13 protein-coding genes are annotated in these 13,385 nt (G+C 34.3%); 4 read left to right on the forward strand and 9 right to left on the reverse strand.

The annotated features are described in order from the left end of the window. Positions 1-43 precede the first annotated feature (43 nt). The 4 genes from C4H12_RS02870 to C4H12_RS02885 all read left to right on the forward strand — a co-directional run bounded on the left by C4H12_RS02870 (position 44) and on the right by C4H12_RS02885 (position 5,605). Positions 44-2,971: a pitrilysin family protein gene (locus C4H12_RS02870; RefSeq protein ID WP_106097585.1), complete on the forward strand. Its 2,928-nt coding sequence runs from the start codon at positions 44-46 to the stop codon at positions 2,969-2,971. A 146-nt stretch (positions 2,972-3,117) separates the two neighbouring features. Next, the gene (locus tag C4H12_RS02875) at positions 3,118-4,047 is read left to right on the forward strand and encodes a DUF368 domain-containing protein (protein ID WP_106097586.1); all 930 of its coding nucleotides are present in this window, start codon (positions 3,118-3,120) and stop codon (positions 4,045-4,047) included. A gap of 10 nt (positions 4,048-4,057) precedes the next feature. Then, positions 4,058-5,383: an MFS transporter gene (locus tag C4H12_RS02880; RefSeq protein WP_106099408.1), complete on the forward strand. Its 1,326-nt coding sequence runs from the start codon at positions 4,058-4,060 to the stop codon at positions 5,381-5,383. A 3-nt stretch (positions 5,384-5,386) separates the two neighbouring features. Further along, complete coding sequence (locus C4H12_RS02885; protein ID WP_106097587.1) at positions 5,387-5,605, forward strand: hypothetical protein; 219 nt, start codon at positions 5,387-5,389, stop codon at positions 5,603-5,605. Positions 5,606-5,665: 60 nt separating this feature from the next. On the opposite strand, the gene C4H12_RS02890 is transcribed toward C4H12_RS02885, so the two are convergent. The 9 genes from C4H12_RS02890 to tig all read right to left on the reverse strand — a co-directional run bounded on the left by C4H12_RS02890 (position 5,666) and on the right by tig (position 13,308). After that, on the reverse strand, positions 5,666-6,730 hold the full coding sequence (locus C4H12_RS02890; protein ID WP_106097588.1) for a nucleoid-associated protein: 1,065 nt from the start codon (positions 6,728-6,730) through the stop codon (positions 5,666-5,668). 29 nt (positions 6,731-6,759) lie between these two features. Then, positions 6,760-7,269, reverse strand: a complete 510-nt coding sequence (locus C4H12_RS02895) for a hypothetical protein (protein WP_106097589.1) — start codon at positions 7,267-7,269, stop codon at positions 6,760-6,762. Between the two features lie 12 nt (positions 7,270-7,281). Further along, entirely contained in the window at positions 7,282-7,959 is a 678-nt protein-coding gene (trmD, locus tag C4H12_RS02900) for a tRNA (guanosine(37)-N1)-methyltransferase TrmD (protein WP_106097590.1), read from the reverse strand. 4 nt (positions 7,960-7,963) lie between these two features. Continuing rightward, positions 7,964-8,599: a hypothetical protein gene (locus tag C4H12_RS02905; protein ID WP_106097591.1), complete on the reverse strand. Its 636-nt coding sequence runs from the start codon at positions 8,597-8,599 to the stop codon at positions 7,964-7,966. A gap of 1 nt (position 8,600) precedes the next feature. Then, positions 8,601-9,212 (reverse strand): thioredoxin family protein, encoded by a 612-nt coding sequence (locus C4H12_RS02910; RefSeq protein ID WP_106097592.1) that lies wholly within the window; start codon positions 9,210-9,212, stop codon positions 8,601-8,603. An 84-nt stretch (positions 9,213-9,296) separates the two neighbouring features. Continuing rightward, positions 9,297-10,544, reverse strand: coding sequence for an ATP-dependent Clp protease ATP-binding subunit ClpX (gene clpX, locus C4H12_RS02915; protein ID WP_106097593.1), 1,248 nt, complete (start codon positions 10,542-10,544; stop codon positions 9,297-9,299). Then, positions 10,544-11,203 (reverse strand): ATP-dependent Clp endopeptidase proteolytic subunit ClpP, encoded by a 660-nt coding sequence (gene clpP / locus C4H12_RS02920; protein WP_106097594.1) that lies wholly within the window; start codon positions 11,201-11,203, stop codon positions 10,544-10,546. The genes clpX and clpP overlap by 1 nt, the downstream gene beginning before the upstream one ends. A gap of 42 nt (positions 11,204-11,245) precedes the next feature. After that, on the reverse strand, positions 11,246-11,884 hold the full coding sequence (locus C4H12_RS02925; RefSeq protein WP_106097595.1) for a hypothetical protein: 639 nt from the start codon (positions 11,882-11,884) through the stop codon (positions 11,246-11,248). 95 nt (positions 11,885-11,979) lie between these two features. Then, positions 11,980-13,308, reverse strand: coding sequence for a trigger factor (tig, locus tag C4H12_RS02930; protein ID WP_106097596.1), 1,329 nt, complete (start codon positions 13,306-13,308; stop codon positions 11,980-11,982). Positions 13,309-13,385 lie beyond the last annotated feature (77 nt).

Genomic DNA, 13,385 nt, shown 5'->3' on the forward strand with positions numbered 1-13,385 from the left:
ATAATATGTACTTTTGCGCTGTTAAATATTAATTTACCAAATTATGTTGAAAAGAAATCTATTGCTATGGCTCTTTACAGTGGCTATGACATTTGGTATTTCTGCTCAGAAATATGAGTGGAAAGAGGCACAAAGTGGTGGTTATAGTTATAAATATGTAACTAATGACCCTACTAACGCAAGGTTCTATACCTTAAAAAATGGACTGACAGTTATTCTGAGTCCTACAAATAAAGAACCCCGGATACAATGCTATGTAGCTGTGAAAGCAGGCAGCAAGACAGATCCTGCAACTAATACAGGGTTGGCTCATTACTTAGAACATCTACTTTTTAAGGGCACTGATAAGTATGGCTCATTAGACTGGGAAAAAGAAAAGGTGCAACTTGATAAAATTGATGCACTATATGAAGAGTATAATCACACTAAGGATCCTGTACAGCGCAAAGCTATATATAAAAGAATAGATTCTGTATCAGGAGTAGCAAGTAAGTATGCTATTGCTAATGAGTATGATAAAATGATGACTGCAATGGGGGCACAAAATACTAATGCCTTTACTTCATTTGAAAAAACAGTATATACAGATGATGTTCCTGCTAACGCTCTCAGCAAATATATTACTGTACAAGCTGAACGCTTTCGTAACCCTATACTTCGTATTTTTCATACTGAGCTTGAAGCTGTATATGAAGAAAAAAACCGTTCATTAGACAGTGATAATAGTGAGGTTTTTGAAACTCTTTTTGCTTCATTGTTTAAAAAACATAATTATGGTTTGCAAACTACTATAGGTACTGTTGAACATCTTAAAAATCCTTCACTTAAAGAAATTCGCAAATATTTCCACACTTACTATGTGCCTAACAATATGGCAGTAGTACTTTCTGGAGACTTTGATCCAGACCAAGCTATTGCTGAAATAGATAAAGCTTTCAGCTATATGCAGCCAAAAGCAGTCCCTCAGTATACTTTTGAGCAAGAGGACCCTATCACAGCCCCTATTATTAAAAAAGTAGTAGGTCCAGATGCTGAAAATGTATCAATAGTTTTTCGTTTACCAGGTAACCAACATAAAGATGCTTTATTGGCTGACTTAGTAGGAGAAATACTTACCAATGGTAAAGCAGGACTTATAGACTTAAACCTTGTGAAAAAACAAAAATTACTTGGTGCAGGTGCAGGAGCTTATACACTTATAGATTATGGTTTGCTATACCTATCAGGTAGCCCTTTAGAAGGACAATCATTAGAGCAAGTAAAAGACTTGATACTTGAACAAATAGATAACCTTAAAAAAGGAAACTTTGATGATGATTTAATTCCTTCTATTATCAATAATATGAAAAAGTACACTATAGAAAGTACAGAATCATATTCAAATCGTGCTAATATGTTAATGGAGGCTTTCACAGATAATTTAGACTGGAAAGACCGAGTAACTTATGTAAATAACCTTTCTAAGCTAACAAAAACTGATATTGTAGCTTTTGCTAATAAATACTTAGGTAATAACTATGTAGCTGTCTATAAAGAAAAAGGACAACGCACCAATGTAGAGAAGATAGAAAAGCCAGCCATTACACCTGTTGAAACTAATGCAGATAAGCAATCGGCATTTGTGAAAATGGTGAATGAAATGCCAAGTACTCCTGTAAAACCTGTTTTCTTAGATTATAATAAAGACCTAAAAAAAGGTAAATTAGGGAAAGCAGAAGTGTTATATGTACAAAATAAAGATAATGAACTATATCGTTTAAGTTTCCGTTATAAAGTAGGTACCCTAAATGATTTGAAATTAGCAATGGCTACTAATTATAGTCAGTTCTTAGGTACAGATAAGAAATCGGCAGAGCAATTAACTAAAGAGTTATATAAGATAGCTTCAAGTTTTAGTATTTCAGCTAGTGGAGAGTACACGACTGTAAATATATCAGGTTTGCAAGAAAATTTTGAAGCAGCAGTAAAAATTTATGAAGACTTTATTGCTAATGTAAAAGTAGATGAAGAAGCTCTACAAGCTTTAAAAGCACGTATAGTTAAATCACGTATAGACTCAAAAGCTAATAGAAATTCTATTATGCAATCTTTGACAAACTATGCTATGTATGGACCTAAAAACCCATCTAACTACACTTTATCTAATGCTGAAATTGAAGCTACTACAGGAAAAGAATTAGTCGGGAAACTTAAAAATCTAAACAGTGTAGAGCAAACTATCATATATTATGGTCCTTTAACTTTACAAGAACTTACTGCTAAGCTAAAACCACTACACAAAGTGCCTGCTAAGTTTGCTAAAGTAGCTACTAAAAAAGAGTTTAAACAAGTAGAACAAATTAAAAATCAAGTGTTATTTGCAGATTATGAAATGGTACAAGCGGAAACCCGTTGGGTACGAAATACAGTACCTTATAATCCTGTAGAAAGTACAGTGATTAGAGCCTTTAATAACTACTTTGGTGGAGGTATGGGATCTTTAGTATTTCAAACTATACGTGAAAGTAAGGCTTTAGCATATAGTACTTATGGTTATTATGCAACCCCTGGTAAGAAAACAGACAAATACCATATACTTGCTTATGTTGGCTCACAAGCAGATAAGTTTAAAGAAGCAGTAGAAGCAATGAATGAATTGCTAACAACTATGCCTGAGTTGCCAGCAAACTTAGAGTTAGCTAAGCTACAAATTAAGCAAGAGATAGAAACAGAACGAGTTACACAAGATGGTATTATCTATAGCTATTTATACGACCAACGTATGGGCTTAAAAGAAGATATACGTAAAAAAGTATACGAGAGTATAGATAATGTCACAATGAAAGATATAAAAGATTTTCATGATAAATATATATCAAAGAAACCATATACATACGTTATTTTAGCTTCAGAAAAGAAACTTTCAGAAGATGAGCTCAAAAAGATAGGTGAGTTCAAAAAACTTACCTTAGAAGAACTTTTTGGATACTAGAATTTTCAAAATCCCTTTTTTAATAAATCAAAGGACTATTCTTTTTAGGATAGTCCTTTTTTTTTGTTGAAATTACTAATTGATAGCTTTGCTAATTTCTTAATTATTTGTACCTTTGCGCCGATTTATATCAAATATTCTTATTTATGCAACGAAATTTTTTTGATTATATTACAATCAGTTTTAAAGGGCTAGCTATGGGGGCTGCTGATGTAGTTCCTGGCGTATCAGGAGGTACTATTGCTTTTATTTCAGGTATCTATGAGGAACTTATAAGTTCTATTAGTAAAATTAATGGTGAGGCTCTAAAACTTCTTTTTAAAGATGGGATTGTAGTCTTTTGGAAATATATTAATGGTAATTTCTTCTTAGCATTACTACTAGGAATTGGTACAAGTATTCTTTCTCTTGCAAAGCTAATGCGCTGGTTGCTTACTACTTACCCTATAATGGTATGGGCTTTTTTCTTCGGACTGATGATTGCAAGTGTTTTTTTCTTGATAAAAGAAATCAGACGATGGTATATAGCTACTTTCTTAATACTTGGACTGGCAGCTGTAGCTGCTTACATTATTACTATTGTACCTCCTCTTGCTGGTAATAATGGGCTTATTTTTATATTTTTCTGTGGAGCTTTAGCTATCTGTGCTATGATTTTACCTGGTATTTCAGGTGCTTTTATTCTGGTATTGTTAGGAGCTTATCACAAAGTGTTGGAAGCCTTAAGCAATTGGAATTTTACTCTCATAGCAGTTTTTGGTTTTGGTGCTATCATAGGAATACTCAGTTTTTCAAGAGCTTTGAAATGGTTTTTTGCTAAGTATAGGGAACTTACCTTGGCAGGCCTTACAGGATTTATTATTGGCTCACTGAATAAAGTATGGCCTTGGAAAGAACCCGTAATAACTGATCCAGAAAATGGTGAAGTTATTTTAGAACGTAGTGTTTCACCTTATTACTTTAAGGAAATCACACATACTGAGCCGCAACTTCTATATGCTTTTTTGCTTGGAACAGTAGGTTTTTTTATGATTTATGGGATTGAAAAATGGGCAAATAAAAATAAAAAACACTAAGAAAAAGATAATGACTATTTTAGAAAAAGGTAATAAAAAACTACTTAATGCGTGGGCGTTTTACGATTGGGCTAACTCGGTATATTCACTTACTATTGTCTCTACTATTTTTCCTATTTTTTATAATCTTCTTTTTGAAACAGCAGGACTTACCCACATTAGTATTTTTGGGATGCTTATTAAAAGCACTTCTCTCATAACTTTTATCACTGCTTTAGCTTTTGCTGTAGTTGTAGTTTTATCACCTATACTAAGTGGTATAGCAGATTATTTAGGTAATAAAAAAGCTTTTATGCGTTTTTTTTGTTACTTAGGGGCACTTTCAAGTATAGGTTTGTTTTGGTTTTCGTTAGAGCATATTTACTTTTCTCTTTTATGCTATTTTGGAGGAGTATTAGGTTTTTGGGGGAGTATAGTATTCTATAACTCTTATTTGCCAGATATAGCTTTACCAGAACAATACGATACAATTAGTGCTAAAGGATATAGCTTAGGATATGCAGGTAGTGTATTATTACTTATATTCAATCTTATTGTAATAATGAACCCTCAATGGATAGGTTTTGATACTAATACATCTGAAACGACTCTATTCACTATGCGTTTATCATTTATCACTGTGGGGGTATGGTGGATAGGTTTTAGTCAGATATCATTTGCATACTTACCTAACTATCCAAAAGAAAGAGGTAAAATGACCAAAAATGTACTTTTAGGAGGCTTTAGAGAACTGAGTAAGGTATGGCAACAACTTACGGATTCACCACGCTTAAAATGGTTTTTGGTAGCTTTTTTTGTATATAGTATGGGGGTACAGACAGTAATGTTGATAGCTACTTATTTTGGAGGAGAAGAGATACAATGGGAAACTACAGAACAAAGTACTATAGGTTTAATAGTAAGTGTATTACTTATTCAGTTAGTAGCTATACTTGGAGCACGCCTTACTGTTGTGGCTGTAAAATATTGGGGTAATGTAAATGTATTAATAGGATTAAATGCTATTTGGGTAACTATTTGTATTGCTTCATATTGGGTGTTTAAACCTAATGAATTCTATATTTTAGCAGCTGTGGTAGGATTGGTAATGGGAGGTATTCAAACTCTTTCACGTTCTACTTATTCAGCGTATTTACCAATTACAACTGATACTACTTCATTTTTTAGTTTTTATGATGTAACAGAAAAACTTGGTATTGTAATAGGGATGGGTATTTACGGATTAATAGACCAATTTACTAACAATATGCGGAATGCTACCCTATCACTGATGTTGTTCTTTGCTATAGGAATGTGCCTACTATTCAAAGTACAATTTATTAAAAATAAAGAGTAAAATATGTCAGAGTTTCGTTTTTTTCTAGAGAAATATGGTTTTGCAGTATCATCGCGTTTAGCAGAAAAGTTAGGCTTACGAGCTAAAGATGTACGTATTATGTTTATTTATGGGGCTTTTGCTACTTTAGGAGCTTGGTTTGGTGTGTATTTACTATTAGCTTCACTACTAAGAGTAAAAGATCTTTTTTATACTAAACGCACCTCTGTTTTTGACTTGTAGAAAAAAATAAATGGTTAATAACTAACAGTTATTAACCATTTATTTTTGAACAAAAATTAGCTAAGAATTATTTTTTTGTTCTTTATTGAAATATACTAAATAGTAGTACATTTGCTTTTCTTCATCCCAGCCCTTTTCGATGAATTTTTCTGCTGATTCAGGGTTGATAAAGTCCATACGGATTTGTATGTTTGTGTCTAGGTCAATTACATTCTTAATCTTTTTACGAGCATCTGAAACAGCTTTATTAGCTATAGGGAAAGTTGAGACATCTTCTATTTGATATTTAGGACCTTTCTCTACCTTATAATGTTTAAATTCAGGTATTAAATCAGGATTTTCAAATACTTCATTCATAAATGAAGTCTCTTCGAAGTCGTCATTCTTAGCAAAGTAATTGATAGCACGATTCATAAAAAGTACTTCTTCTTTCTTGTCCTCAGCAGGTAGAATGACATCTTTTGCAAAATCTTGACTAAACTTCAAGTACTTTTTAGTATAAAAATTATCATCAATGAGAGCATCAATATTAAGGAAGTTTTCGAGCCAATATTTAGTATCATAGCGATTACTGTCTATCGAGAGAATTTTGTAGCCTTCTTCTTTATTAACATTGAAAATGATGCAACCTTTATCCAATCGTTGGATGTTTATACCCTCTTGAATAATCATTTCGAGCTGGTTGGGATGTTCTTCAAACTGTAAAAAGCTGTTTTTTATTTCTGACTTGAAAATACCAATAGCTTTTACTTTCTCATTATCCAAATAAGTGTCGTGCAAAAGAGCGATATATACCTCACCACTTTTTATATGTGGGTGGTTGGATTGATTATAGAGATGTTGAGCTATTTTCTGTGATTGTTGGTGAATAGAGCTTTCATCTTCAAAGATAGGAGTTACTAACTGATATAGCTCATTAAACTCTACATCGGCATCATGTACAAAATGAAAATAGTTTTCTTCTTTTTCGCGGAAGGGCTTAAAGAAGTATTCTTTTAACAAACCTATAATTTCATCATTCAAAGCATAAGGTTTTTCTGAAATGAATAAAGGTTCTCCTTTGCTTTGATTTCCTACTCGATGAATAGAAAGGGATTCAATATTTGTAGTATATAAATTCAGCATAATGCTGTTAATTGCTAATTATTAATTGATTAGTAATATTCTTCTTCAGTAAAGTTCTCGTAGTCTTCCTCATCAAGGTCAAAATCATTGAACTCATCGTCAAATTCATTAAAATCATTAGCTACAAATGATTTTTCAGGTACATCGGCAGGGATAGCTCCGTGAGTGAGTAGTACAGTAGGGTAACTTGCTCCAGCTTGTTCCTCATCAATAGCTACTAAGTTAACAAAGAATGTCCACATTGCCATAAAATCATATACATATAGCAATTTAGGTTCATCTTCACTTACTACAGAATCAATAGTAACTTCTTCCATTAGTCGGGTTTCTCCACTTTCTGAAAGGTCAAAAAGAGTGATTTCTTCTCCTTGATTCCATTCATCGTCAGTGAGATAGAAGGACGCCATTTCTTCACCAGTAAATCCAAAAGATTGGTTGATAGCATTGTGAAGGTCTTCTAAGGTAGCGTCTTCTTGAATAGCTATATCTCTAAAAACATCTTCTTTAACATCGAGTATAACTCTAAATTTATAAACCATAACTATAATATTTTATTCATTAAGTAAGTCGGGGCGTTTGGCTTTTGTAAGTTTATAAGCCATATCTTCACGCCACTGTTCTATTTTTGGGGTATTGCCACTGGTAAGTATTTCAGGAACTTCCCATCCTCTGTAGTTAGCAGGGCGGGTATATACAGGAGGAGCTAATAAGTTATCCTGAAAAGAATCGGTAAGGGCAGAAGTTTCATCGGAAAGTACTCCTGGTATTAGCCGGATGATAGCATCACAAAGTACAGCTGCTCCTAATTCACCTCCAGAGAGTACATAATCACCAATAGAAATTTCTTTAGTAATAAAATGGTCACGTACACGTTGATCTACCCCTTTAAAATGTCCGCATAGAATGATAATATTCTCAGCCATAGATAGCTGGTTGGCCATCTTTTGTTGGAGTGTATTTCCATCGGGGGTGAGGAATATTATTTCATCGTAATCACGCTCGGCTTTCAGTGCTGAAATACACTTATCAATAGGTTCTATCATTAAAACCATGCCAGCTCCCCCCCCAAATTGATAATCGTCTACTTGGCGGTAAGCATTATTGGCATAGTTATGCAAGTTGTGAAAGTGTACCTCTACAAGATTTTTATCAATAGCCCTTTTGATAATGGAGTAGTTAAAAGCACTCTCCATTAGTTCAGGTACTACAGAAATAATATCAATACGCATCGGTTTAACGGTGTTTATTAATTTCGTCTTGCAACTGGCGACGTACTTTTTGTTCGCGCTCAATAGCTGCTTTGCGGTAACTTTCGTATTCCTCTTGTAGATCAGTTAAATCACCAATTGATTTTTTAGTTATTGCATTGCCATTTGAATATTTGTAGATATACAAAATTAATAAGCAACCTAAAGCAATTACTATACCCCACATAATGGAGTTATATACACTTTTCGATACCAAAGCCCCAAAAAAGTTTACACTGTCTTTTTGGTTTTGTGTATCAGTAAGAGTTGTTTGTAGTTCAGTGATTTTGTCATTGAGTTCTTTAATTGTAGCTTCGTGGGTTAGTACTTGTTGTTTTTCGGTAGTTAGTTGAGCTCTTACACTGTTAATACTATCAGCCATACTACGTTGGAATACAGCTAACTTAGCTTTATCTAACATTTTAAAGTTTTGCCAAGATCCTGACTTATCAATTAGTTGTTGGAAAACTCCTTCTAAAGTAGTAGGGTGAGTTTCTTCTTGAGGTACAACAGAAGCTTGTGTGTTTTGCATTACTTGTTGTGTACGAGCTGCAATAGAGTCAGTTTGAGCATTTGCTGAAAGAGCAAAGAGGCTGCTAAGAGCTATTATTATTTTCTTCATCTTATTTATCTTTTATTTCTTCTAATATCTTTATAAAATCACTTATAATAGTAGTTCCTTTATCTTGGTTATACCATTTTTGAAGTTCTTCTTTAAACTCTGGGGTAAGTTTGCCATTTTTAGCTTTTTCTTCTGCTACCATTTGAGTAGCTGTAGAAGGACGTGACCCCCAATGAGCTAATACTTTATCTTCTAAGTCTAAAAATATTACTACTGGGATAGCTTTACCACCATTAGTAAGAAAGAGATTCATTAATTCTTCATTCTCATCACGGAAAACAAGTTTCATAGTGAGTTTAGGATTGCACTCAGCTATTTTGTGTACTACAGGAACTATTTGAGCTGCATCGGCGCACCAACTTTCGGTTATTACCAATAGGCATACACTTTTATCATAAGAAGCAAAATATTGCGCCTTATCTTCAGGAATTTCAATAGTTTTATCTAAGCGTTTGTAGCGTTTTTGATTTAAAGCAGTGTAATGTACTTGATCTTGAGTTTGCTCTGTACCACTTGATTTTCCTTCGGCTTCATACTTATCTATGAGGTTGCGATAAGTGCTATATGAAATAGCTTTTAATAAACTATTACGAATAATTGTTGTTGTGTCCATATTCAATTAATTAGCAATTAAATAATTAGTAATTAACAAGATGAACTTTGTAAAAGTATTTAAGGCTTTTACAAAGTTGTGTTTTTATGAGGGTATGTGCAAAGATGATTTATTCAGTTTTTCTTCAGCATATTCTTTAGTTACTGTTAACTTATTTATGCCAGATTCGGGTAGTTCAAACATTGCATCGGTAAGGATATTCTCACAAAGAGAGCGCAAACCTCGAGCTCCAAGTTTGTATTCCAACGCTCTCTCAACAATAAAGTTAAGAGCCTCTTCAGTAATATCAAAATCTATGCCGTCCATTTCAAACAGTTTTTTGTACTGCTTAATAATAGCATTTTTAGGCTCGGTGAGTATCATTCGCAAAGTACTATTATCCAAGGGATTCATATAGGTAAGTACAGGTAGACGACCTATGATTTCAGGTATCAAGCCAAAGTCTTTTAAATCCTTAGGGATGATGTACTGTATTAAGTTTTTTCTATCCACTTGTGTATTTTTTGATGAGTTATAACCCACAGCCTGCATATTAAGGCGTTTGGATATGACCCTATTGATACCATCAAAAGCCCCACCAGCAATAAAGAGTATATGTTCGGTATTGACTTGAACATACTGCTGGTCGGGGTGCTTACGTCCACCTTTAGGAGGTACATTTACTATTGAACCTTCTAAGAGTTTCAATAAAGCTTGTTGTACCCCTTCGCCAGATACATCGCGGGTGATAGAAGGGTTATCACTTTTGCGAGCTATTTTGTCTATTTCATCAATGAATACAATGCCACGTTCGGCTTTTTCTACATCATAATCGGCAGCTTGTAGCAAGCGTGAAAGGATACCCTCCACATCCTCACCGACATAACCAGCTTCGGTAAGTACAGTAGCATCGACAATGGCAATAGGTACATTTAGCATTTTGGCAATGGTACGTGCTACTAAGGTTTTACCTGTACCTGTTTCGCCAACCATTATCACGTTACTTTTTTGTATTTCTACTTCATTATCGGCATCGGGTTGCTGCAAGCGTTTGTAGTGGTTATATACTGCTACTGAAAGGATTTTTTTAGCAAAATCTTGCCCTATTACATACTGATCAAGAAAACGTTTAATTTCTTGTGGTGTTTTGAGGCTAAGCTCATCGCTTAAAGGTTCTTTTGTTTTATTAGATTTCTTTTTGTCTTTTTTTGTTTCAAAGCTTTGCTCTATAATAATATGAGCTTGTTCGGCACAAATGTTACATATATTGGCATTCATACCTTTGATGAGCAAATCGGCTTCACTTTCTGGTCTGCCACAAAAATCGCAGTATTCTATATCTTTTTTAGCCATTATTTTCTTTCTAATACTTCATCAATCATACCGTATTCTTTAGCTTCGCGAGCTATCATCCAATAGTCGCGTTCTGAATCTTGATACACTTTGGCAAAAGGTTGCCTTGAGTGTTTGGCAATGATTTCGTAAAGCTCATTCTTGAGTTTCAACATTTCTTTTAGATTGATTTCCATATCACTAGCTACCCCTTGAGCTCCTCCTGAGGGTTGGTGTATCATAACACGTGAGTGGGGTAGGGCAGAGCGTTTGCCAGTAGCCCCAGCGCAGAGCAATACAGCAGCCATTGAGGCAGCGATACCTGTACAGATAGTAGCTACATCGGGCTTGATAAACTGCATAGTATCATAAATACCTAAGCCTGCGTATACGCTACCTCCAGGTGAGTTGATATAGATTTGGATATCTTTTGCACTATCAACACTTTCCAAGAAAAGGAGTTGTGCAGTTACTACATTGGCAACTTGATCATTCACATCGGTACCGAGGAAGATGATTCTATCCATCATTAGGCGGGAAAAAACGTCCATTTGAGCTACATTTAGCTGGCGTTCTTCCATAATATATGGAGTCATACTCCCTACTATTTTATCATAGTAAAGGCTATTAACTCCGTGTTGCTTAATAGCATATTTTTTAAAATCGTCTGATAAATTCATTATATTTTAGTTATTAATCGTAAGTTGTTAGTATTACGATGATTAAGGTTTATAATCAACTAATGCTTTTTCTACAACATCAATGAGCTCTTCTGGGGTCATTAGAGTATTGAGATAGTCTTCCAAACAACCCATATTGTCTACCTCGCTGAAAAATACCTCGTGGTCAGTCCCAAAAAGTGTAGGATTTTCAGGATTAGGATCGGAAAGAGCTATATACAAATGGTCGGGATAGCTATATGTATAGAAAAGTTGTATAAAATCAGGAGTTTTATTGCTAGTTAGCTTAGTGATTTCTGTTAAATCTACAAATTCTTCTTCAGAAAAATCATCATACCATTCTTCATAATCGGCAGTACCCTCTTTGAAAGGTGTAAAAAGATTTGCTACCCAAAAATGTTGCCCCCGAGGTTCTTCGGTGAGGCAATAAAACTCAGCAATCATTTTATCATAGAATGCCTTTTTATCACTTTTATACAGCTTGAAGTGAGTGTCGACCCATTCACCCAAACCATAAATAGGTTCTTCTTCATCAGCTTTTGCCCAAGGAGTATCTTCAGGTTTTTCATAAAGGACTGTATTGAAAGTAATGGATAAAAGGTCTTCTTGTAATGAAGTGCCTTTTACTTTGCTAATATCACCGCCAAGGGCTTGTATTCGGTTGAGAATTGATTGTTTCATTTTAATAAATGTAGTCCAAAATTGCTAAATAAGATACAAAAATAGTATTTATCATTAGCAATTTTGGACTGGTTTATAGTATTTTGTAAAAATTACTATTCAGGGAATGCTACTTTTACGAACTCGTCAAAAGAAACTTTTTTCACATCAGTTTTAACGTTTTCTTTGTAGAAATCGATAAGTGTTTTGAATACTAACTGTTGTTGTATACGTTGCACTTCGTCACGGTTTTTAAGTACTCTGTCGACAATGTCATTTACATAACTATCATCGGTAGTAGGCATACCGTATTGTGCTAACTGAGCTTTGATATAAACAACAGCAAACTCTCTTAACTTATCATAAGTAGGTTGTAGCTTGTTATCATTTAATATTTTTTCTTCAATTAGTTGGTAACGCAATCCTTTTTCGGAACGGTTGTATTCTTCTTCAGCTTCTTCGGCGGTAAGTTCTTTTTCACCAGAGGTGCGCAACCAGCGTTTTAAGAAAGCAGAAGGTAATTCAAACTGAGTGTTATCAACCAAATAATCGGTAACGGTGTTTAAGAAATGTTGGTCGGCTTGCTCATTGTATTGTTGTTGAGCACCTTCTTTTATTTTCTCACGTAGTTGTTCTTCGGTAGTAACAGAGCCGTCAGGGAAAAGCTTATTGAATAAATCTTGATTTAGTTCGGCTCCTACACGTTCATTAATTTCTTCGATAGTTAAAGTGACTTCTACATCTAAATGATGTGCTTCCTCATGAGATACTTTAAGGTAATGCATAAGGCTGTGAGCATCGGCAAATAGGTTTTTGGTTTGCAGTTGGAACTGATCACCTATTTTTTTGCCTATAAACTCTTTGCGAGCCTCGGCAGATAGTGTTTCTAAAGAGAAAGTGGCTTGTGTATCAATACCTTTTTCTTCGTTAAAGAAGGTGCCAGTTATTTCTAAGCTATCGTCATTAATTACTTCGCCTTTAGACACGAGCTTGCCAAATTGTTTTTGGATACGCTCTACTTGTTTGTCGATTTGTTCATCGGATACGGTAATTTCGTAACGTACAATGCCTTTTTTAGGTTGTAAATCAACTTCGATAGCTGGTGCTAAACCTAATTCAAACTCAAAGGTGATATTATCGGCATCAAAGTCTAGATTTTGATTTTCTTTTGGTAGAGGGTTTCCTAAGATATTAAGTTTTTCGTCGGCGATGTACTTGTACAAAGAATCTTGTAGAAGACGGTTAATCTCGTCGAATTTTACGGCTTTTCCGTACTGTCTTTTTACCATATTCATAGGCACGTGTCCTTTGCGGAAGCCAGGAATATTAGCAGTTTTACGGTAATTGTTAAGGGCTTTCTCTACTTTATCAGCGTAGTCATTTTTCTCAATAGCTATCGATACGACAGCATTTAAAGCATCAACTTGCTCTCTGTTTATATTCATTTTTTTAAAAGATATTTATCAGTTATATAATTTTCAAAATGCAAAGGTACAAAATAATTAATAATTGGCAATGAACA

It is taken from the genome of Capnocytophaga sp. oral taxon 878 (genome assembly GCF_002999135.1).
In the GTDB taxonomy this organism is placed as follows: domain Bacteria; phylum Bacteroidota; class Bacteroidia; order Flavobacteriales; family Flavobacteriaceae; genus Capnocytophaga.